At 37.5% G+C, this 22030-nt stretch carries 19 protein-coding genes; 4 read left to right on the plus strand and 15 right to left on the minus strand.

The window, feature by feature from the left end:
• Window positions 1-137: 137 nt before the first annotated feature.
• The 8 genes from G8E00_RS10260 to G8E00_RS10295 all read right to left on the minus strand — a co-directional run bounded on the left by G8E00_RS10260 (window position 138) and on the right by G8E00_RS10295 (window position 7583).
• Complete coding sequence (locus G8E00_RS10260; protein WP_166224334.1) at window positions 138-1664, minus strand: OmpA family protein; 1527 nt, start codon at window positions 1662-1664, stop codon at window positions 138-140.
• 210 nt (window positions 1665-1874) lie between these two features.
• On the minus strand, window positions 1875-2774 hold the full coding sequence (locus G8E00_RS10265; RefSeq protein ID WP_227591359.1) for a lysozyme inhibitor LprI family protein: 900 nt from the start codon (window positions 2772-2774) through the stop codon (window positions 1875-1877).
• 15 nt (window positions 2775-2789) lie between these two features.
• Window positions 2790-3440, minus strand: coding sequence for a hypothetical protein (locus tag G8E00_RS10270; RefSeq protein WP_166224337.1), 651 nt, complete (start codon window positions 3438-3440; stop codon window positions 2790-2792).
• A gap of 195 nt (window positions 3441-3635) precedes the next feature.
• Window positions 3636-4871 carry a dihydroorotase gene (locus G8E00_RS10275; protein ID WP_166224340.1) on the minus strand — a complete coding sequence of 412 codons (1236 nt, stop codon included), beginning with the start codon at window positions 4869-4871 and terminating at the stop codon, window positions 3636-3638.
• A gap of 9 nt (window positions 4872-4880) precedes the next feature.
• On the minus strand, window positions 4881-5897 hold the full coding sequence (locus G8E00_RS10280; RefSeq protein WP_166224343.1) for an aspartate carbamoyltransferase catalytic subunit: 1017 nt from the start codon (window positions 5895-5897) through the stop codon (window positions 4881-4883).
• 183 nt (window positions 5898-6080) lie between these two features.
• The gene (locus tag G8E00_RS10285) at window positions 6081-6476 is read right to left on the minus strand and encodes a hypothetical protein (protein WP_166224346.1); all 396 of its coding nucleotides are present in this window, start codon (window positions 6474-6476) and stop codon (window positions 6081-6083) included.
• A 26-nt stretch (window positions 6477-6502) separates the two neighbouring features.
• Entirely contained in the window at window positions 6503-7072 is a 570-nt protein-coding gene (locus G8E00_RS10290) for a LysE family translocator (protein WP_227591178.1), read from the minus strand.
• 151 nt (window positions 7073-7223) lie between these two features.
• The gene (locus G8E00_RS10295) at window positions 7224-7583 is read right to left on the minus strand and encodes a hypothetical protein (RefSeq protein WP_166009217.1); all 360 of its coding nucleotides are present in this window, start codon (window positions 7581-7583) and stop codon (window positions 7224-7226) included.
• Window positions 7584-7781: 198 nt separating this feature from the next.
• Between G8E00_RS10295 and rlmKL the strand changes: the two genes are divergently transcribed.
• On the plus strand, window positions 7782-9986 hold the full coding sequence (gene rlmKL, locus G8E00_RS10300) for a bifunctional 23S rRNA (guanine(2069)-N(7))-methyltransferase RlmK/23S rRNA (guanine(2445)-N(2))-methyltransferase RlmL (RefSeq protein WP_166224349.1): 2205 nt from the start codon (window positions 7782-7784) through the stop codon (window positions 9984-9986).
• 84 nt (window positions 9987-10070) lie between these two features.
• Here the strand turns inward: rlmKL and G8E00_RS10305 are convergent, their stop codons facing one another.
• The 4 genes from G8E00_RS10305 to clpB form a co-directional block, all read right to left on the minus strand.
• Window positions 10071-11219, minus strand: coding sequence for a GNAT family N-acetyltransferase (locus tag G8E00_RS10305; protein ID WP_166009214.1), 1149 nt, complete (start codon window positions 11217-11219; stop codon window positions 10071-10073).
• 4 nt (window positions 11220-11223) lie between these two features.
• Entirely contained in the window at window positions 11224-12756 is a 1533-nt protein-coding gene (locus G8E00_RS10310; protein ID WP_166224352.1) for a GH3 family domain-containing protein, read from the minus strand.
• Entirely contained in the window at window positions 12757-13584 is an 828-nt protein-coding gene (locus G8E00_RS10315; RefSeq protein WP_166224355.1) for a hypothetical protein, read from the minus strand.
• A gap of 343 nt (window positions 13585-13927) precedes the next feature.
• Window positions 13928-16507, minus strand: a complete 2580-nt coding sequence (clpB, locus tag G8E00_RS10320; protein WP_166224358.1) for an ATP-dependent chaperone ClpB — start codon at window positions 16505-16507, stop codon at window positions 13928-13930.
• A 254-nt stretch (window positions 16508-16761) separates the two neighbouring features.
• Between clpB and G8E00_RS10325 the strand changes: the two genes are divergently transcribed.
• Entirely contained in the window at window positions 16762-17913 is a 1152-nt protein-coding gene (locus G8E00_RS10325; protein WP_166224362.1) for a hypothetical protein, read from the plus strand.
• Window positions 17914-17985: 72 nt separating this feature from the next.
• On the opposite strand, the gene G8E00_RS10330 is transcribed toward G8E00_RS10325, so the two are convergent.
• Window positions 17986-18408 carry an OsmC family protein gene (locus tag G8E00_RS10330; RefSeq protein WP_166009206.1) on the minus strand — a complete coding sequence of 141 codons (423 nt, stop codon included), beginning with the start codon at window positions 18406-18408 and terminating at the stop codon, window positions 17986-17988.
• A 150-nt stretch (window positions 18409-18558) separates the two neighbouring features.
• Here G8E00_RS10330 and crp point away from each other — a divergent pair, with 150 nt between their 5' ends.
• Both crp and G8E00_RS10340 read left to right on the plus strand, forming a co-directional pair.
• On the plus strand, window positions 18559-19269 hold the full coding sequence (crp, locus tag G8E00_RS10335) for a cAMP-activated global transcriptional regulator CRP (protein WP_166009204.1): 711 nt from the start codon (window positions 18559-18561) through the stop codon (window positions 19267-19269).
• Window positions 19270-19457: 188 nt separating this feature from the next.
• Window positions 19458-20507 (plus strand): NADP(H)-dependent aldo-keto reductase, encoded by a 1050-nt coding sequence (locus tag G8E00_RS10340; protein ID WP_166224365.1) that lies wholly within the window; start codon window positions 19458-19460, stop codon window positions 20505-20507.
• Window positions 20508-20671: 164 nt separating this feature from the next.
• Here the strand turns inward: G8E00_RS10340 and G8E00_RS10345 are convergent, their stop codons facing one another.
• Complete coding sequence (locus G8E00_RS10345) at window positions 20672-21430, minus strand: M48 family metallopeptidase (protein ID WP_406741385.1); 759 nt, start codon at window positions 21428-21430, stop codon at window positions 20672-20674.
• A gap of 167 nt (window positions 21431-21597) precedes the next feature.
• A complete protein-coding gene (locus G8E00_RS10350; protein ID WP_166010030.1) occupies window positions 21598-21909 on the minus strand; it encodes a hypothetical protein in 312 nt (103 codons plus the stop codon).
• Window positions 21910-22030: the final 121 nt, after the last annotated feature.

The raw sequence follows: 22030 nt of genomic DNA on the forward strand, positions 1-22030 counted from the left end.
GAGTTGTAGTTATTTTGCTCAATATTAAAGCAAATTATTCAACGATTTACGATAGTTAAAATAAAAAAAACCTCGACTTATCGAGGTTTTGATTCAAAGCTTAGATTGAATTATGGTCTATATATTCAAAGTTAAACTTAGTTTTTCTTTTCAATCCCGTTGCTGCCAACTTCACGTTTAACACCCGTTTCAGTATTCACCACTTCAAACTCAATACGACGATTTTTAAATTGTCCTTCTGGTGTTGTATTGTCTGCCACAGGTTGCTCTTGACCGTATCCCACAGCAGTGAGTTTACTTTTATCAACACCTTTTGATACAAGATAGTTCACCACAGCTTCAGCACGCAAGTTGGAAAGTTTGTTATTGACTTCGGCAGTACCCACTGAATCTGTATAGCCTTTCACTTTGAGATGTACATTATCCACTTCCTTGATGAGAACTGCCGCTTTATCTAAGACGGATTTATTTACATCAGGAATTTCAGCTGAAGAAAAAGCAAAGTTAATGATCTGTAGATTTAAAGCCTTTGCAATGTCCACAGGTTGTACTTTTTCTCGATCAATTTGATTTAAAGCAGACTCTGCTTTACGCACACTTTCATCAACCACTTTCTGTTCATTTGCAATGGTTTGCTGATTTAAACTTGATACAGCTTGAAATACAACATTGACCTCTGGTACCAATGGTTTGATTTTCTCTGCCAATTTCTTAACCGTGTCTGTATCAGGTCCTTGAATTGAAATTTCAGCGCCAGTCCAAACTAAATTGATATGTGGTACACCTTGAATCAATTTCAAAACTTCAGGCAAAGCGGCTTGATCAACCAACTCTGATCTAAACTTATTGCTTGAATCCACTTCACAGCCCATAGGATGTTTAAATAATTGCTTAATATCTTGTTGTAAAATTTGAGTAAAAGTGGGATTTCCTATACGTGCTTTACATGTATCCAAATTCCCGCTCTTATCTGTGCTCAACTGAAAAAATGCCAGCTCTTGATCTGCATTTGGTGCAACTTGAGTATGATCAATTTTTTGATTTTTTTCCTGACAACTACGCCATAAAAAGGCAACGATTAAAGCAAGAATCAACAAGGCAATCAGTGGCAACAAAAACCCACCTTTTTTCTTTTCTGGTTCTGCGTGTGCCTTTTCGACAGGTACTGTTTTAACTGTTGGATCAGTTAAAGGCTTCAAATTATCATAATGAATCCCCATAGCACCTAAAATTGGCAGTGACCAAATGGGTAAAGTACCTCGAATCGTTTCACGATTGCGATCCAAGAAACGTGCAATGTCATCAGGTTCACGACTACCAGCTAAATCTTCTAACACATTCAATGTCGGGGCTATTGATCGATCCAATAGATTTTCAACTTGATCATATGGCAATGAATGTTGAATAGATTGAATGAGCTGTTGCTTAGATTGAGTATCTTGTTGAAATAAATCCGATAATCTTGGGTTTAAGTTATGCTGTAATGACTCAATAAGTTTCGGTTTTGCTCTTAAAATAATCAATAAAATGGGAAAAAATAATGATAAAACACTTTGTTTTTCATTCGTGATCGTTGCATCTTGCTGATTCAAATCTTGGTTTGAAAGGTCTTGCTTTAAAACAACTGGGATAACACGTTCTTTAAGTATTTGAATTAAATCCATAGATAACTCCAATGTTATAATTTAATTTTTATGATATTTTTAACTATTTTATTATAATATGTGATTTATTTATCATTATTACGTTTATGTAGCATTATGTCAGAGGACATTTACATAAATTACTGTTTAACAACAGTCATCATGATGACATCAAAAAAGCCAGCCGAAGCTGACTTTTTCAGATGCTCATGCTTAGAAAAACGAATCAATTTATTCCAAGTAAAAAATCTTTTGTCTAAGTACTGATGTTCTTTGCTCTGTCATACTCGCTTCGCAATTTAAGCGATGGATCTCTGGATTAACCGCATCAGTACTGTCTAACTTACACTCAAGATCACGCTTTTTAAGCCAAATTTTCTGTTCATCAAGCAACTGATCACGGACCTCTTTGGTCGTCGCATTCCACACCAAATTCAAATTTTTATTGGCATTATCTAATCGAGTCTGCGCCTCTGAAATCAGTAATGAATTATATTCTTTCTCTGCCGCCGCTTCTTCAGCTTGACGCTGTAATTCTTCTTGCTTTGCAATCTCGGCAGCATTTAAACGTGCTGATTTCAATAAAGAATCTATTACGACATCACGTACAAAATAAGCAACACTCTCACCATTTTCAAGTTGTACATATACTTTTTTTGCATCATCTGTTGGTTGAACCATATAGTCTATAGATGTCTTTAACTGATTTGATTCTAATGATAAATCAGCAAGAACAGCCGCTTGCGCTACTTTAGTATCATCATACACTGCACGTGCTGCATCAGCATCTGTAATGATTTCACCTGGAATATTCACAACAAAATTGGTGACACAATATTCCTTTTTGCTGTTTGGGTCAGAATTGTTGGTGCGTATATCTGTTACATTAAATGTCACTTTGGCAAGAGCTGCTCGCAATTTACCCATATCAATGGTGATATTTTCTGAAGCAATCAGATTTTTAACACGTTCTGCAGAAGCATCGCTTAAAACCTTACTGAAACTTTCAACCACCAATTGTTTGGCTGTTTCATTGTCACATTTAATGCTTGATCCTGTGAATGTAGAAACTTTGTCACAACCAGCTAAAGCCATCATACTAAAAGCAGTCAGAATTAATTTAGTTTTCACAATGTCATCTCCTGCTTAGTATTCTGAATAATAATCATCAGTATCAATAGTGGCTGCATCAGCCGCTACCACAGCATCTTCAGCAGCAACTGTAGCTTCATAAGCTGCTTGTTCAGTACTCTTTGCTTGTTTTTTCGCCGCTTCAATTGAACGTATTTCGTTTTTCTCAATTTGCGGTTTTAAGAACGCGTAGGTTAATGTATCTGCAACCAATCTATTGGTATTGCCAGTATTTTTAAGAACAGCAAATACTTTTTCACCACTATCAGAAGGTTGAAGTTCGTAATTTAAAACCAGATCAATTTTATTATTGGAAAATGACACGTCTAGTTTATTGGCCTGTTGTTCGACACTATCTGAATTAACTTTGGCACGAGCTTCATCCGATTTTTTAACCAGATCTGCAGGAATGGTAATATTTAAATCAATAGAACACTGCGTCTTTGGACTATTTGGATCGATAAAATCTGTACGACTATCTGTAGTTGTAAACTTTACATTTTGAGCAGTGATTTTTAATTTAGATGGATCTAAATCTTTGATATTGCCGTCAGCAATTAATTGTTTTAATTCTTTTTCAAGCGTTTTGTTTAAATCATCTTTCAATATGGAGTGGATAAGTTGATTTGCTGATTCATCATCACATTTAAGGTGTTTTGAAAACAAAGATCCGCATCCTGTAAGACTCAGGCAAACCATACTTAACATCAAAATTTTGTGATTAGATTTGATTCTCATTGTGTTGTACACCCCTCAAAAAGTTACAGAAGTATAAATAAACACAATATATAATTACAATAATAAAGCTGGAAAAATTCCAGCTTTATTGATTGATTTTATTTAAATTTTATTTTAGAAAGGTTAAGAAATAAAGACCTTTATCACTTTACCTTTCACATTCTGTCCGAGCAAAGGTGTATTTTTTCCTTGCGATAAAATACTTTCTTTTGCCACTTCCCATTGCAATGCCGGATCAACCAGTACCCAACCAGATTCGTCTTTCCAACGCTCGATCATATGAGCAACTTTAGCCGCTGAAAGTGTGACTTTTTCAACCCATTCTAATGGCGTAAATAAACCTTCATCAATGAGCTGAATCCCAAACGGCACATAGGTATCAAATGCTGTAAATCCAGGCAGTGTCTCTGCAAATGGTGCAAGTTTCGCCGAGCTACTCAGTGGCTCATGATGCGTACAAATCACATCAATGACGCCATCTTTTAAGCCCTGACGAAGCAATTGTTTATCTTGTTCAGAACGTAACGGCGGACGCACATGTGCAAGTGAGTTAAAGCCATCAATCAATGCATCTGTTAGATGTAACTGATGCATCGCAACATCACAAGTCACAGGTAAGCCTTTTTCTTTGGCAATACGAATCAGTTCAACTGAAGCCCCACACGATAACAAACCGAAATGCGCACGAACTTTAGTTGCTTCAACCATCAATAAATATTTAGCAATGGCCACGGTTTCTGCTAACGCAGGAATCATGGGTAAACCTTGACGAGATGCAATAAAACCTTCATGCACACAACCATCTTTGGCAATTTGTGGCTCTTCTGCATAGAACACAACGGTCATACCAAGACCAGCTGCATATTCCAATGTACGTAGTACCACATCATCATCTGCAAACGGCGCATTCGCATTGGAAACTGCTGAACAGCCCCCTTTTTTCAGACCTGCCATATTGGCAGGTTGATTGCCTTTTAAACCTTGAGTTTGTGCACCAATCACTTCTAGATAAATACCGCCATCCAACATGGCTTTTTCCACCAAGCCATGAATCAATGCGCCATTGTCTTGCACAATCGGTTTAGAGTCTGGTGGTGTAAACACATGCAAAATGCCATTTTCACGTGCAGCACGACCTTCAGATTTTAAAGTTCCGTGTTGCTGTTGACCTGGTTCACGCAAACGTGCACATAAGTCGACCATGGTTGGCATCAGCCATTTGCCTTGACCATCAATGGTTTCTGTAACATCTGCCGTTTCAGCAACGAATTTACCTTGTTCAATATAAACTGTTTGCACTTGATCAGTTTTCGCAATCGGATCGAGAACACGTACATTTTCAATTTTTACAATAGTCATGACCGTTCCTTATACCGCAATCGCTTCAATTAAACCTTTTTCCTGCAGCTGACCTTGCATCGCTAAGGCCAAAACTGCCATACGCACCGCAATACCATTGGTCACTTGATGCAAAATCACATTTTGCGGACCATCTGCAATACTTGAGTCAATTTCGACACCACGATTCATCGGTCCTGGATGCATCACGATGCAATCTGGTTTTGCCATCGCTAAACGTTCTTTGTTTAAGCCATACATTTTGTAAAATTCAGCTTGTGATGCGAGTGCGGGTGAATCAATACGTTCATTTTGAATACGTAGCGTAATAATCACGTCACAGTCTTTGATGCCTTCTTCCATGTTGTTGAATAAGCGAACCCCTTCGCCATATTCTTCAAAACCATAAGGAAGCAAAGTATTTGGCGCTACCACGCGAATGTCTTTACACCCTAGAGTTTGCAATGCTGCAACATCGGAACGAGCTACACGTGAATGCTTAATATCACCAATAATAGCAATGGAAATATCTTCAAATTTTTTCTTGGTTTCACGGCGAATGGTGAGCATGTCCAACATCGCCTGTGTAGGATGCGCATGACGTCCATCACCTGCATTAATAATTGCAACATTTGGGCAAACTGTTTGTGCAATAAAATGCGCAGCACCAGAAGATGAATGACGAACCACGAAAATATCCGCAGCCATCGCTTCTAAGTTCCACAACGTATCACGGAGCGTTTCGCCTTTAGATGTACTTGAACGTGCAATATCAATGTTTAATACATTGGCTGACAGACGTTTAGCAGCAGCTTCAAAGGTGGTACGAGTACGCGTAGAATTTTCAAAGAAGAGGTTCATTACTGTGCGCCCTTCTAAAAGCGGTGTGGTAATGAGTTGGTTTTGATCGTTAAAAAAAGAATTGGCAGTATCTAGAATTTTTGTCAGGGTTTCTTTAGAAAGACCTTCTATGGTCAAGAAATGTTTGAGATTACCCTGTTGATTGAGTTGAATCTGACTCGGAGAATGTAACGACGCCAAGTGCATGAGAGATTCCTTATACGTTAAGTCAACGTATTATACAGATTATCTGTTTATTTGGCAGTGAGCAATCATGCTAATCGCTTTTTTATTATGCACTATATTTCTCAAAATAACGCTATTAGTTATTATTTTTCATATATTTATTTTAAACAAAAATATCATAAATCCCGATATACAATTTACAGTTTAACGCCAATACACCATGCCATTCGCATCAAAAACCACATATTCTTTTACAGTCTGGCGTTTACCATTTTTCCAAACTTGCGTCTGAATATCCACTTGAAATTTGCCATCATTGCGCTGTACCCATGCAATTGGTGTCGTTTCAATTCGATCATAATATTCACGCCGACCTAAACCTAACTTACCCAGATTCATTCCTTCAACTTGGCTAATATCAATTTCTCGTAGATGCGATAGCCGATGGATGTAAAGCATTAAATTGGTTCTCTTCCCCTTTTTTTCGCTAGCAACAGCTAAAGTTCGGTCTGCATTCCAAAATGCATGTTCAGGAATTTTAGCCCATACACCGGTATAACTCAGGCAGTAGAGACATGTCATTATTATGATTTTCTTCATTAGTTTATCTTTCTTTTAAGTATGTTCTAAGGATTGAAATGAACCCAACACATGTGCAGTGAAATAAAGATTAAAACTAATCCCATGACAATATTCAACACTCTTGCCCGATGACCTTCATTGAGAAAATGAGCAAGTTTTTCACCTGCATATCCCCAGATCCATAAAGAGATATAACAGACCATAAAGTAAATCAAAATAAATAGGGCTAAATAAACACTATTTTTCGAAGCTGAAAATAAAGCTGTACCTGAAACAGCCGCAATCCATGCTTTCGGATTGAGCCACTGCATAAGTGCACCTTGCATAAAGGTCGGTATCTGATGTGTCGATTGATGTTCAATTGTGATCGTTTGAGGCTGTGCTTTTAGGATATTCCAACCAATCCAAACCAACAAAATAGTGCCTAAAACTGTAATGACATCTAACAATAATGGGTTGAGTACAATAATTTGATATAGACCAAAGCAAATGCAGATCAATAACGCTGTAAAACCAATTGTCGCACCTGAAATAAAAGCAAAAGTTTGCCTGACACCATAATTCATTGCACTACTGAGAATGGTTAAATTCACAGGACCTGGTGAAATAGACATAGATAAAGAAAAACTCAACATCGAAAAAATAAGTACGAGCATTGTGATAAATTTAAAGTTATTTTTATGATAATAGTGATCTATTAGTCTTAATCAACTAAAAAACAATACTCGTTACAAATCATTTAATTTTTAGCTGTGCCTAGAAAAACTAGCGCAATGAACCAATATAATGATGAGAAACTTGCGCTTTTAAAATATCTTCTTCGGTTGGTTTAGCATTAAAGAAATCGTTTGAATCCTCTTCAATTAGATTTAAGTTTTTATGCTGCTCTTGTTCTGTTTCATCTTGTGGCAGTAAATTTTGAATACGTTGCGCTAACTTGTGTAATTCATGATCTTCTGTAGCATAAGCCAGATTCAAAACATATTGAGCATATGTATCATTTTCGCACATATACATCACATCAATCACCCGACTTGATGCACGTCTTAAGCGGATATATAAAAGTGATGCAATTGAAAATTTTTCTGAAAATGCTTCCGAATAATCTAAAGATTGTGAATTCATTACTCCACCAATTTTATAAAAATAAATTAAGATTTTTCATGTAATTTACACAGCAATTTTTATACCATTTATACGCTTATTTTTCAGTCTCGCTATTTTTTTAAGAATTTAACGCTGCTTTCATAGAATTTCAAAAGCTTTAGTGCCCAAAATACGTTAAAATATTAGATTGCTTTTTTATTGTCTTTGGAAATGTTCATGAATTCGAAACCGCGTCTTTCTACATATTGGGTCACCTGTGCAGATGGGCTTGAAACCTTACTCCAAGAAGAAATAGAAGGTTTAGGTGTACAAAACATTGAACGCTTTCCAGGCCGTTTAGTTTTCAAAGGTAAGCTTGAAGATGCTTATCGTATTTGTATGTGGTCTCGTTTAGCATCTCGTGTGCTTACCCCTATTCACACGCATGAAATTGAGTTCAGTCATGATGCACGTGACGTTGCAGAAGAACTCTATGAAGGTGCAAATAACTTCGACTGGTCGCTCATTTTTGCACCACAAAGCACTTTTGCAGTTCGTTTACATATTGAACGTGAAATCAAAGTAAATAGCCAATTTGCCACCCTTCGTGTCAAAGATGGTGTAGTCGATTCATTTATGGAAGCAGTGGGTAAACGCCCAAGCATCGATATTAAACAACCAGAAATCACACTTTATGTACTTGCAGGTAAAAAAGAACATACATACTGCTTAGATTTATCGGGTGATTCACTGCATAAACGTGGTTATCGTCATTACATGACGGATGCACCCATCAAAGAAAACTTAGCTGCAGCCATTTTACAGCGCATTCAACTACAAAAGAAAAACCCAGACATTTTCCTCGATCCAATGTGTGGTTCTGGGACATTTATTATTGAAGCATTGATGATGTTGACAGATCGTGCGCCTGGTTTAGTGCGTCGTTTTGGTTTCAATGGTTGGAATGGCCACGATCATGACCTTTGGATGTCAATTAAAGGTGAAGCAGCTGAACGTCATAAAGAAGCTTTAGAAAAACCATTACCGAAGTTCTATGCTTTTGATGCAGATTGGGAAGCTGTGAAAGCGACGAAGCAAAACATTCGTGCTGCTGGTTTTGAAGCGTTGATGCATCACATCCAAGTTGAAGAGCGTACTCTTGCAGATTGGCCTGATTTCCAAGCTGAAGGTAAAACCTCAATTGTGGTGACCAACCCTCCTTATGGTGAGCGTTTAGGTGACAAAGCTTCAAGTAAAGCATTTTATCAAGGTCTATCTGCGTTATTGCAAAAGAACTTTCCAAACCAAACCACAGCGATTATTGCAGCGCAAATTGAACAAGCTGATGTGTTGGCCATTAAAGAACCTCAGACACTTCGTTTGATGAATGGTAAATTACCTATTTACATTCGTTCAGGTGAAATTAAACCAGCCACTGTGACACAGCCATTCTTAGCCGTTTGGCAACCACAGCAATTTGAAAAAATTGAAGGTGCTGAAGACTTCACCAACCGTTTGCAAAAAAACATGCAAAACTTAAAGAAATGGGCAGTCAAAGAGAATATCTACTGTCTACGCCTTTACGATGCTGATCTGCCAGATTTTAATATTGCAGTCGATTTATACGGCGATCGTTTGCACGTTCAAGAATATGCACCACCAAAAACCATTGATCCTGAAAAAGCGAAAAAACGTTTTAACTTAGCTTTAGCAGCAATCCGTGCAGTGACTGGTTTGAACCGTGATGCCATCTTTATCAAGACACGTGCTCGTCAAGAAGGCAAAACACAATATACCAAGCAAAGTACAGCGTCTAAACGTTTTGTTGTGCAAGAAGGCAAAGCGAAAATCTTAGTCAATCTTACAGACTATTTAGATACAGGTTTATTCTTAGATCATCGTCAAATTCGTCTCCGTATTGCTCAGGAAGCAAAAGGCAAACATTTCCTTAACTTGTACAGCTATACATCGACTGCAAGCTTACATGCAGCATTAGGCGGTGCGGCAAGTACCACGAGTGTCGATTTATCCAACACTTATTTAAACTGGTCCAAAGAAAACTTTGTATTAAATGGTTTGACGGTCGATCATGCAGATCAACAGCATCAGTTCTTTGCCAGTGATTGTTTTGAATGGCTTAAAGAAGGCCATGAGCAGTATGATTTGATTTTCATTGATCCTCCAACATTCTCTAACTCGAAAAAATTCTACGGTACATTTGACGTTCAACGTGACCATTTGTCTTTATTGAAACGTGCGATGAACCGTTTAACCACGGGCGGTACTTTGTATTTCTCAAACAACTATCGTGGGTTTGAATTGGATGATGAAATCAAAGCATTCTATGACGTTGAAGAATTGACCAGTGAAACCATTGGTCTAGACTATAAACGCAATACCAAAATTCATCGCTCATGGAAAATTAAGCATCTCGAGGCTTAATTTGATTCATTGCTGAATAATCAAAAAGGCTGAAATCATTGGATTTCAGCCTTTTTTAATGAATTAAAATCTTCAAAACAGCAACTAAATACGACCGACCTCAAAATATGAGATCTTATCTTGATCAAAATATTGGTATGCGTCTGTCTCGTAACTGTGCAAGCCGTGTGTCGCATGCATCACATGTGCTTTCACATCTTTCATCGCGGTAATTCTTGGGTCTTTATGTGCCAAAGTGGTACAGAATGCATTTTTATTTCTTTGCTTCATCTGTATGTACGCTTGATACAAAATATATTGATAAACCTCAACATTGGATGGCTTACACAACGCACTGTGCAACATTAAATAATCAAAACTGTCTTGCTCTTTCGGCAATAAAAGCTGTCCAGTTTGTTTGGCCCAAGCATTGTAAAATGGGCGCAATAATTTCAAAGACAGCGAATATTTTTTAACGCGCGTCTGTTTAAACGATTTTTGATTCCACAGTCCAAACAAACCGACAATTTCATTTTCAGGATTCAACACTACACTAAAATCACTCAGTTGCATGCCTTTCCAATAGTGATGGTTGCCCTCTTTAAGCTGGTTAAAATCATAAGTTGGTAAAAAATTGAAATCATCTTTTAATGCATCGACAAATTGATTGACGCGTTCGATCCAAGTTTCATCCATGGTTTGAATTCTTAAATTCAAATTCGATGCTGGTGGTTTAACTTTAGAAATCGTGTACGTGGTTATATCATCGTACATAAAGGGTACTGGAAATTTTTCTCTAGGTCTGTGTAGTACATGACGTGCCATAAGGTTGTCATTTAAAACCACACTCTCGTAGAAACTTTCGCGCGGTACATTTTGATATAGATATTCAACAATAATATCTAAAGTATTTTGTCCACGTGCCTTCGATCTAAGACGCAAATCTGCAACATAACGAATCGTTGAATGCTGACCATTAATATAACAATCTTTCCAGCCAAAATTCACCATACCAATTATACGATCTGGCTGATCATCCATCACCAAAACTTTAATTTCAGGCTGAGTATATAATGTTCGAGTCGCCTGAAAATAACTCGGCGCTCGATCGAATGATAAAATCATGCCATTACTTGGCATTGCCTCAGCAATCAGTGCGGTTAGCTGCTCATCATCCGTTAACAATGCATCACGCATTAAAAAGCCGGGTGCGCTCTCAGAGCGATATACAATATTGGGTAAAGTTGCTTCCATGACATCAATCCAACAATGAACGCATCTTTTTTAATGGTTCAGGTTTAATATTTCCTTCAATCATTCCATTGTGCATCGCCAATTTTTTATAATAATCCCATGCATCTTCTACATGGAGTATTGAAGGTTCGTCGAGTTGGCCTAAGTTTCTGGCTAACTCATAATGAAAATTTTGTTTTAATAATGCATCGATGTGTTCAGGTGTTGGAGCCAATTCAGCTTCCCCTTCACTGAGTAATACATAATGCGGTTTTTTTTCTTGATTAAGCTCAACACCCAATAAACTAATGGGTAAATATTGCTCGCTTTTCAGTTGTGCCAATATATGTTGTGCAACTGTTTGATCAATTTTTTCACCCACCAAATCTACCGTCATTTTTCTGCCTAAAAATTTAAAGCATGGAATTTGATGATAAAAAGCTGTGACTTCCAATTCATCATCAATGACATAGCGAGTTAAACCTGAGCCAGTGGTCAAAATTGGACTGACAATTTGTCCAACTTTCAATTCCCACGACGGCACAATGCTTTGATCGGCTAAATTCAGAAACTCATAAAAGTGCGATTGATAAGTTAGTGGATAATGGCCATTCAACGGAATCGTCACTACACCTTCAGTTGCCCACAAGCCCTTACCTTCAAAGCTCACATTGGCAATTTTCTCTCTAAGATTCAAAGCCCAATGTCGAGCACTTGCCGTATCCCAGCTCGAAATGAGTTCCAATTTTGGCCAAAGTTTTTTCCAAGCATTTGCATGATTCAAATCAAGCTCTAAAAGTTTCTTACTTTGCTTAGCAGATTTGGGTACTTTTAAGAAATTTAAACTCGGTCTACTCCATTTACCATGCTTAAGTACCTTAGCAATTTCTTGTTGATTCTCCTGAATAATTTCAAATAATTGCAGAGCAAATGTTGGACTCCAAACAGAAATCATCCCTAAGTTTTCGTCTGCAACCAAATACACCACCGTTGCAAACATGGCATCTTCAGCTGATTCTGCCAAAGCAATATCTGCAGGTGCGGCTTGGGTAATTTTAGTCAAAAACCGTTTGGTAAAACTCAGTAAAGCACTATCATCATTTAAGTTATCTGAAAGTGTGAGTTTGCGCTGACTTTCAGGCAACCAAGAAACTGACCAATAATGCGTACTATGTTTCAAGTTTGGATATTCCAGATATAAGCTGGTCAGCCACAATCCAATAGCTTGATCGAGTTCATCAAGAAAACCTTGTGTATACGGGATAAATTTTAAGGCCTCACTCGAACCACTGGTCGGTTGAAAACGAATGATTTTATCGCCATTCAACAAATTAATACTCTGCTCTCTAGAGTTTTCAATTTTATCCTTCCAGTCTGAATAACGAGTCAGAGGAAATTTCGTACGAAATTCCTCATAACTCAATGTTTCATCTTTTAGAATTATTTTTAATTTTTCTCTTTGTACATTTTCTAATTGATTAATTTGCTGATGATATGTTTTGTAAGCCTTTTTACACGCCATCTCTAAGATTTGGTGTGCCCCAATCAATAAAGCCATTTAAGCCACCTTCGAATCCTCATGAATGATTTCTGGAGTCACCACAACATTGACGGGTTTATTCCGGTTTTTGCCTTTACTCACAGATTTAGATAAGAAACGCTGTACGTACATATACAAATCTTTCCAATGAATTTCCCCAATACAAGGAAGTTCTGTACCCTTAACCCATGTTGGATTGCATTTTTCAAAGAATTCAATCTTACTATTTTGTAAACGCATTTCTTCTGTAATTGGTGCAACATCTGGGCGTAGTGCTTGATAATCATCACCAAAATTTAATAAACCAGATTCTTTATCATAATATTTTGCATAATATTGCTGGCAATAAGCTTCTACATATTCTTGTAAGAATTGATGCTTATTTCCATAATGCGGATAATAGGTATAGTAGTTATTTGCTAAAAGTAAATAAGTCTTGAAGCCTTTAGAAATCAACATCCAATACACAGGTTTGGTGGGGTAACGTAGTTTATAAAGGATGACATATCGGTACATCGCTCTTTGCAGCGCACGACTGCCCCAATACGCCTCTTCAATAATCGTATCACCACTGAAAAATGCATGATGAACTTTACCATCTGCAATAAAATCTCGTTCCGTGATGGTTGAGAATCCAACAAGTTTGTCCGACTTAGGATCACGAACAATAAATACCCCTGTCTTCTCAGATAGATCTGATTCAAACAATTCAAGCGAGGTATTTAAGTAGTACTGTTCAAATATGGCATACATGCATTGAATATCAAGTTTTGATAATCCTTTAACGGGTTTGTATTCACTATATGGCTCTTTTTTTAACTTTCTGAGTAATTTTAATTCCAGCATAGTCATTCCTTGCTTCTACAATATTTACGCTCTATTTTTTTATTAAAAACACCGAATATCAGATTCCTTGATATTTCCAGTTATTTTAGTCAAGGGCGTATATTTTATGCAAACCAAATCACAATTTTATCTCAAAAAACATAAAAAACATAATAAAAAAGCCGACAATTGTCGGCTTTTTTATTCTAGAATAAAGATTGAATTTCAATCAAATTAAGTTAAAGTCTTTGGTTTTCTTGACTTAAATTCGCTTATCTTAAATTCAAATTTTAGCTAAGCAAGTTCACCTCAGATCAAAAGTTTGTTACATCCAATGTGAATAATATCCAGCCTCTAACCATCATTAACTCAATTTCAACTTTTCAAAACTTAATGCTCCAGCATCTCCTTTCACCAAGATCGTATCACCCGGAACAAAATCACCAGCTAGGATCTTTTGCGCCAAGCTATTTTCAACTTGTTGTTGGATTGCACGTTTCAATGGGCGCGCACCATATACAGGATCAAAACCTGCATTAATCAATATATCAAATGCAGTATCATCAACAGAAAGTTTCAATTCACGATCACCTAAACGGTTACGTAAACGCTCTAATTGGATATCTGCAATGCCACGTATTTGTGATTTTTTCAATGAATGGAAAATCACCAATTCATCAATACGGTTTATGAATTCAGGGCGGAAATGCTCCGATACTGCATTCATCACTGCTTGACGAACTTCGTCATCACTAGCATCTTGACCCAATTCACGCACATCACTTGAACCTAAGTTCGAAGTCATCACAATGACTGTGTTTTTAAAGTCGATCAGACGACCTTGTGAATCAGTTAAGCGTCCATCATCTAACACTTGCAGTAAGATGTTAAATACATCTGGATGTGCTTTTTCTACTTCATCAAATAACACTACACTGTAGGGTTTACGACGCACAGCTTCAGTGAGTAAACCACCTTCTTCATAACCGACATATCCTGGAGGCGCACCCACCAAACGGCTTACAGAGTGTTTCTCCATAAACTCAGACATGTCGATACGAATCATCGCATCATCACTATCAAACAAGAAGTTTGCCAAAGCTTTAGTCAATTCGGTTTTACCCACACCTGTTGGTCCAAGGAACAAGAATGATCCACTAGGACGGTTTGGATCGGATAGACCGGCACGTGAACGGCGTACTGCATTCGATACAGCCACCACAGCTTCGTCTTGACCTACAACACGGTTGTGTAAGAACTCTTCCATATGAAGCAGTTTTTCACGCTCACCTTGAAGCATTTTCGATACTGGAATACCCGTTGCCGCACTCACGACTTCAGCAATCTCATTTTCAGTGACTTTAGTACGAATGAGTTTTGGCTCTTCATTCACTTCAGCCACTTCTTCTTCGTTTAAGCGTTTTTGCAGTTCTGGAATCACGCCATATTGCAAACGACTTGCCTCTGCCAAATCACCTTCACGTTGTGCCTTTTCAAACGCTGTACGGGCTTTATCCAATTCAATTTGCGCTTGATTAGTTCCATCGACTAAGCGTTTTTCTGCAATCCACTGTTCTTCCAAATCACTGTATTCTTTCTGCACTTCAGCAATTTGATTTTCCAAATGGGTGACTTCCGCTTTGCTGACCGAATCCGCATCTTTTTTCACGGCTTCCAATTGCATTTTCAATTGAATTAAACGACGATCCAAACGGTCGAGTGGCTCTGGTTTAGAGTCAATTTCCATTTTGATACGTGAAGCCGCCTCATCAATCAAATCAATGGCTTTATCAGGCAATTGACGATCAGTGATATAACGATGCGACATTTTCGCAGCAGCGATGATTGCTGAGTCCAAAATTTGCACCCCGTGATGGGTAGCATATTTCTCTTTAAGTCCACGTAAAATGGCAATGGTATCTTCCACACTTGGTTCATCGACCAAGACTTTTTGGAAACGACGTTCTAGCGCAGCATCTTTTTCAATGAATTGACGATATTCATCTAAAGTGGTCGCACCTACACAGCGAAGCTCACCACGTGCCAATGCAGGTTTCAGCATATTGCCTGCATCCATTGCACCATCACCTTTACCTGCACCCACCAGTGTATGCAACTCATCGATGAATAAGATGATTTCACCATCAAATTTGGCTAAATCTTTAAGTACGGCTTTTAAACGCTCTTCAAATTCACCACGATATTTAGCACCTGCAAGCAACGAACCCAAATCTAAAGATAAAACACGTTTACCTTTTAAGCTCTCTGGCACTTCACCATTGACAATACGCTGCGCCAAACCTTCTACAATGGCAGTTTTACCCACCCCTGGTTCACCAATTAATACTGGGTTATTTTTGGTACGACGTGACAACACCTGAATGGTGCGACGAATTTCTTCATCACGACCAATCACAGGGTCTAACTTGCCTGCCATTGCACGCTCAGTTAAATCAATGGTGTATTTATTCAATGAATCACGTTGATCTTCATGATTATTTGCCATGACTTTGTCGCCACCTCGAATATTTTCAATTGCTTTACGTAATTTTTCTGTCGTTACACCAACACTTGTCAGTAAGTTTTTCGTCGCACCGGTCTCCGCAAGCGCCAAGATGACCCAATCTGTCGATAAAAACTCATCTCCCGCTTTTTGCGCATAGCTATCTGCCAAATTAAGGGCACGAACCGCCTCAGGGTTTAGATTGATATCCCCTGTAGGATTTGAAAGTTTCGCTGCATCATTTAACGCTTGATCAAGCTTAGTTTGTAGATCACGCAGGTTCGCACCAGCTTGCTGCAATAAGCTAATATTTGATGGCTCTTCCAATAAAGCCGATAAAATATGAATACCTTCAATTGCGGTATGATCTTTACCCATCGCTAAAGATTGTGCGTCAGATAAAGCTTGCTGCAAGCGATTTGTAAATTTTTCAAAACGCATTCTTATTTTCCTCACAACAAATTCTGTACTTGAGTAATAGATGGGAACACTTTGATCAATTTCAAGGGGATTTTTATATATTTTTCAAATACTTAATATATAAACAACAGGATGTAATGCAGTATTAATATTTGTGCTTAGACTTGATTTTTCAAGTGCTTACTTAGAAAAAACTATGGATGATTCAACCTCCGTATCTTTTTTAAGCATTTCATTTAAAATATACCGATATTGTGACTTCTAGAATAAAAACTATGTTGAATTTGAGTAAGCCTATCTTAATTATTCTTTTATCTGGTTTCCTAACTGCTTGTGGCTATCAAAGTAGCAATAGCAAAAAATATCCCCACAAACACATCCAAGTACTTTCACCAAAAGTACAAGACATTGAAATGACTTGGATCAACAAGGAACATTATGGTCAATACTCCTTTGATTTTAATGATCAAGACATGTTCTACAACTGTTCAAATAAAAATGATTCACTGTGTGTCTATAATTTTCAAAATAAAACTATTCAAAAATTCACACTGCCTGAAGCGAAGCTCGATTTAATCTACGATTCTTTAAACATCCAAGACATACAATTTATAGATCCCCATAACGTAATGATCATACAGACTGATCACGCACACACTCAGAAGAACGTCTATTTATTCAATACACAAACTCAACAATTCCAACAGTCAGATATCTTTGACCATCGGGAATTTACACAAAATGTTATTCATTTACTGGTACAACAAGGTATTTATCAAATTGATAATACAGATGGACATGTTTCATATCACTCCTCACAAGTTGTTGAAGACGTGAATGTCACAGCTGCTTCAACTGCAATAGAAGATTTCAAAATAACCGACATCAATTTGCAGGATCTTAAAGAGATTTGGTTGTGTCTAAAAAATATATTTAGTTTTTCTATCGAACTGCCTTCAAACGGATTAGCGCATGGTGATTTCTACATTTCACCTACTGATCAATTTGATGATCGATTTAAATTAGAGTTTTCTAGGTATTTAGAAGCACATCAAGTCCGCTGTTTTTTTGATGTAGACGGTCATGGTAATCTTTTGTTACAAACCACTCATCGGGCAATTTTCATCCCATATTTTATTGAGAAAGGACTTTTTCAGGAATTTTGGAAAATTCCCTCTTGTGGTGAAATAAAACAAATATCTCCTGTCACAACTCAATATTTAAAATATACCAGCATTGATAAAGTCAAAAGCTCAGGTAATCATTTTATGTTTTGGTTTGATCCAATCGGTTTTGATGTCTTTGAAATAGAGCAAAATGATAATACAAAACAGTTCAAAATGCCTATAAATGAAGCGATTTTATATAAAATTAACAATGAAATTATTGTAGTTGGAGATCAAAAAATTTACATAATCCATAATTAGTTTGGTTTTAGAACATACTTTTTGTAAAAAAAAGGCAACTATATAGTCACCTTTTTATCTTGACTTTTAAAATTAAATTTCTTCAATAATTTCAAAATCATGGGTGATTTCAACACCACCGTCAGAGAGCATCTTACTCGCTGAACAATATTTCTCAGCTGACAGCTCAACCGCTTTTGCGACTTGCTTCTCTTTTACAGCTTTTCCTGTGATAACGAAGTGTAAATGAATCTTGGTAAATACAGCTGGAATTGTGTCAGCACGATCAGCTTTGAGCTCACATACAACTCCTGTCACATCTTGTCGAGATTTCTTTAAAATGGTCACAATATCAAAGGAAGCACACCCACCAAGTCCCATTAATATAAGCTCCATAGGACGTGGACCACGGTTTTCTCCACCGTAAGCTTCAGCACCATCCATCACAATTTCGTGACCACTCTCAGATTTTGCTTCAAAAGCAACATTCTCTAACCAATGTACACTTGTATGCATTGCAACTACCTAAAAAAAGCTATAAATTTACTAAGTACTGTACACTAGCATAAATTGAGTTGATAAGGAATTTCAGCTCTTCTGCTTCGACGTGACGAGTTCAACTCAGATCATTGATCTAGTAATTATCCAATTCGGAATTTAAAAAGCATGACTTCTAATTTATCACAACTTAGTACAGACGCTTTGTCACCAGGACAACTGCCTGAATCTGTCAAAGCTTTGCTCAAACGTGCCCACATCAATCGCTTTCCAAAACGTACACCAATCATTGATGCAGGCACTGAGTCAAAATCTCTGTATTTAATTTTAAAAGGGTCCGTTTCAATTATTTTACGTGAAGATGATGATCGTGAAATCGTTGTTGCATATTTAAACCCAGGGGACTTTTTCGGGGAAATGGGATTGTTTGAAACAAACCCACAACGTACAGCGGAAGTAAGAACTCGCGATGTTTGTGAGATTGCTGAAATTTCGTATGCCAATTTCCACGAAGTAAGTAAACAATATCCAGACCTTAGCTATGCAGTATTTGCTCAGCTGGTTCGTCGATTAAAAAATACAACACGTAAAGTAACTGACCTTGCTTTTATTGATGTGTCAGGTCGTATTGCTCGTTGTTTAATTGACTTATCTTCACAGCCAGAAGCAATGATCTTACCTAATGGTCGCCAGATCCGCATTACACGCCAAGAAATTGGTCGTATTGTCGGTTGTTCTCGAGAAATGGTGGGCCGTGTGCTCAAAACACTCGAAGAACAAGGCATGATCGAAACGGATGGTAAAGCTATTTTGATTTTCGATGCATCTCTTGATGCAGCAAATGCAGTGACAGATTTTGAAGAGAATGATGACGAATAACTTGTCATAATTTTCCACCACTAAAGCAGATCACGGGATCTGCTTTTTTATTGTCCAAAATCAACCTTAAAAGTATTTACTTGTATTTTTTATACATAAGTTTTTTAGATTTTAGAATTAAGCAAATCCACAATCTCAGCTAAGATAATCATACTTTTATACAATATAGAGAATAAGGAAAATCCTGCATGCAATTTAAACCACTTGCCAATACGGGTATTTTAGTTCCAGAGATTTGTTTAGGCACCATGACATTTGGTGAGCAAAATACGCAGTCTGAGGCTTTTGAACAGCTCGAATATGCCCTCGATCGCGGACTCAATTTTTGGGATACCGCCGAGATGTACCCCGTCCCTCCCAAACCAGAAACACAAGGTGCAACAGAAAGCATTTTAGGCAACTGGATTACACAGCGTGGTGGACGTGACCAATTGTTTATTGCCTCTAAAATTGCAGGTCCTTCACAAGGCGGTAGCCATATCCGTGATGGTCAAACACGATTCAATAAAGCCGATATTGAAAGTGCGCTAGATGGTAATTTAAAGCGCCTACAAACAGATTATATCGACCTCTATCAATTGCACTGGCCACAACGCCCAACCACTTTCTTTGGTAAACTCGGCTATGGTAATCAAGATACCAATGAACAGCGTGAAGTGACCGCCTTAGAAGAAACGTTGTCAGCATTAAGTGATGAAGTAAAAAAAGGGCGTATTCGTTATATTGGCCTTTCCAACGAAACACCGTGGGGTACTTTAAAATTCTTACATTTGGCTGAAAAATTAGGTTTAGAAAAATTTGTCAGTGTGCAAAACCCATATAGCTTACTGAATCGCACTTATGAGACAGGTATGTCTGAAATTGCGCATTATGAAGGTGTTGGCTTATTGGCTTATTCACCACTTGCTTTCGGATACCTGACTGGAAAATTCCGCAATGGTGCTCGTCCTGCCAATGCACGTGTAACTTTATTCTCTCGTTTTAGTCGCTACAGCAACCCAGAAAGTGAATGGGCAACTGAACAGTACGCACAGCTCGCAGAAAAACATGGTTTAACTTTAACGCAGCTTGCTTTAGCTTTCATTAAACAGCAGTTCTTTGTCACCTCAACCATTATTGGCGCAACCAATCTAGATCAACTGAAGGAAAATATCGATGCTTTTGATATAGACTTATCAGATGAGATATTACAAGGCATTGAGGCTATTCACAAACAACAACCCAACCCTGCGCCATGAGCATAAAACAAAACACTGCTTTTTTTAATACAAAATTAAGGCAAGTTGTTACTCTGATTTTATGTAAATCGAATTCAAATTATTGATTTAATAATAGATAAATCATCAAAAAATACATTAAAAAAGGATGCCTCAGCATCCTTTTTTATCTTAAAGCGGTAAGACTATCGACGATTTTGATTATAAATCGCTTGAGCTGCAGGCAAATTCTTTTGCATGGCTTGAATACGTTGAGCGTTTGATGGGTGTGTAGATAAGAATGAAGGACTACCACCACTGCTCGCCTTAGCCATTTTTTCCCACAATGTAATTGCAGCCTGAGGATTATAACCAGCACGCGCCATTAACATTAAGCCACCTTCATCAGCACGGCTTTCTAAATTACGTGAATATGGTAGGCCAACCCCCAACTGTGATCCGATTTGAGCCAACGCAGCACCACCATCACCCACACCTGCAGCACTCAAACCAACGCCTAAGGCTAAGTTAGTAAGCGCCTGTGAACCCATTTTACTTTTTGCGTGTTCTTCTAAAGCATGCACCATCTCATGCCCCATGATGGCAGCAATTTCGGCATCCGTTAGATTTAAACGATCAACAATCCCTGTATAGAAAACAACTTTACCACCAGGCAACACAGAAGCATTAAGCTCATTGGATTTAATCACAGACACTTGCCACTGGAATGCTTGCCCAGTTTGATTCATCTGATCTGCATATGGACGTAAACGATTATAGACATTAGTAATACGTCGATACGTTGTTGAACTCGTATCTAACAACCCCTTGCTTCTCGCCTCACTGATAGCTTGGTTATAACTCTGTGCCGCAGATGCATTTAATGTCGCTGTATCTGCTCCAGCCATATCAGCAAAAGTCGCACAGCCTGAAATCGTAATTGTTGAAACAGCCAATATACTCATGAACACATTTTTGTTCGTGATTTTATTGATTATTGAGCTTTTCATTATTGTGAACTCCACCCATTAAAAAATTAATATCGTCAATCAATATTAAGCTGAATTATATTCGAGCTAACTTGTCTATAGAAATAGCATTCTCTTGATTTAAATATGATTTTTGTAATCAGCTATTTATTTAAAAATTGAATACCTAACCAGTAAATTAAACACAATATATTCAAGGCCAAATAAAAATGACCCACCGTAGCAATGTGATTTTCAACATTGATATTATTTCTTTTGATGATTAATAAAGTATTCTGTATCAAGATAATAGGCACCAATATACAGGCAATAACCACTGACAACCCAATCAAAGCTTGATAAATCAATTGTGGATCTGAAGTTTGCGCTCGAATGATGAGCATCGCTATGGTTGGTGCACCCCCCATAGCAAAAAGTAATGAATAAAAAATGGTTTTTGCTATATTGGGTTGTATTGTCATAAGCTTAGATTCATTTTATTTTAAACTGATTTTTAACCTAATTTTATCAGGTTCGAAACTACACTTTAGTCTGTAAAAAAGATGCCCTAAGGCATCTTTTGCTTAAAGACTTCAA

It is taken from the genome of Acinetobacter shaoyimingii, from assembly GCF_011578045.1.
GTDB lineage: Bacteria > Pseudomonadota > Gammaproteobacteria > Pseudomonadales > Moraxellaceae > Acinetobacter > Acinetobacter shaoyimingii.

Bases quoted from the DNA above. Each gene is read 5' to 3' on its own strand.
- G8E00_RS10340 (WP_166224365.1), top strand. From the start codon at position 19,458: ATGCAATTTAAACCACTTGCCAATACGGGTATTTTAGTTCCAGAGATT.
- G8E00_RS10305 (WP_166009214.1), bottom strand. From the start codon at position 11,219: ATGGAAGCAACTTTACCCAATATTGTATATCGCTCTGAGAGCGCACCC.
- G8E00_RS10290 (WP_227591178.1), bottom strand. From the start codon at position 7,072: ATGTCTATTTCACCAGGTCCTGTGAATTTAACCATTCTCAGTAGTGCA.
- crp (WP_166009204.1), top strand. From the start codon at position 18,559: ATGACTTCTAATTTATCACAACTTAGTACAGACGCTTTGTCACCAGGA.
- G8E00_RS10315 (WP_166224355.1), bottom strand. From the start codon at position 13,584: ATGCTGGAATTAAAATTACTCAGAAAGTTAAAAAAAGAGCCATATAGT.
- G8E00_RS10310 (WP_166224352.1), bottom strand. From the start codon at position 12,756: ATGGCTTTATTGATTGGGGCACACCAAATCTTAGAGATGGCGTGTAAA.
- G8E00_RS10330 (WP_166009206.1), bottom strand. From the start codon at position 18,408: ATGCATACAAGTGTACATTGGTTAGAGAATGTTGCTTTTGAAGCAAAA.
- G8E00_RS10260 (WP_166224334.1), bottom strand. From the start codon at position 1,664: ATGGATTTAATTCAAATACTTAAAGAACGTGTTATCCCAGTTGTTTTA.
- G8E00_RS10275 (WP_166224340.1), bottom strand. From the start codon at position 4,871: ATGACTATTGTAAAAATTGAAAATGTACGTGTTCTCGATCCGATTGCG.
- G8E00_RS10280 (WP_166224343.1), bottom strand. From the start codon at position 5,897: ATGCACTTGGCGTCGTTACATTCTCCGAGTCAGATTCAACTCAATCAA.
- G8E00_RS10295 (WP_166009217.1), bottom strand. From the start codon at position 7,583: ATGAATTCACAATCTTTAGATTATTCGGAAGCATTTTCAGAAAAATTT.
- clpB (WP_166224358.1), bottom strand. From the start codon at position 16,507: ATGCGTTTTGAAAAATTTACAAATCGCTTGCAGCAAGCTTTATCTGAC.
- G8E00_RS10285 (WP_166224346.1), bottom strand. From the start codon at position 6,476: ATGAAGAAAATCATAATAATGACATGTCTCTACTGCCTGAGTTATACC.
- rlmKL (WP_166224349.1), top strand. From the start codon at position 7,782: ATGAATTCGAAACCGCGTCTTTCTACATATTGGGTCACCTGTGCAGAT.
- G8E00_RS10345 (WP_406741385.1), bottom strand. From the start codon at position 21,430: ATGAGTATATTGGCTGTTTCAACAATTACGATTTCAGGCTGTGCGACT.
- G8E00_RS10325 (WP_166224362.1), top strand. From the start codon at position 16,762: ATGTTGAATTTGAGTAAGCCTATCTTAATTATTCTTTTATCTGGTTTC.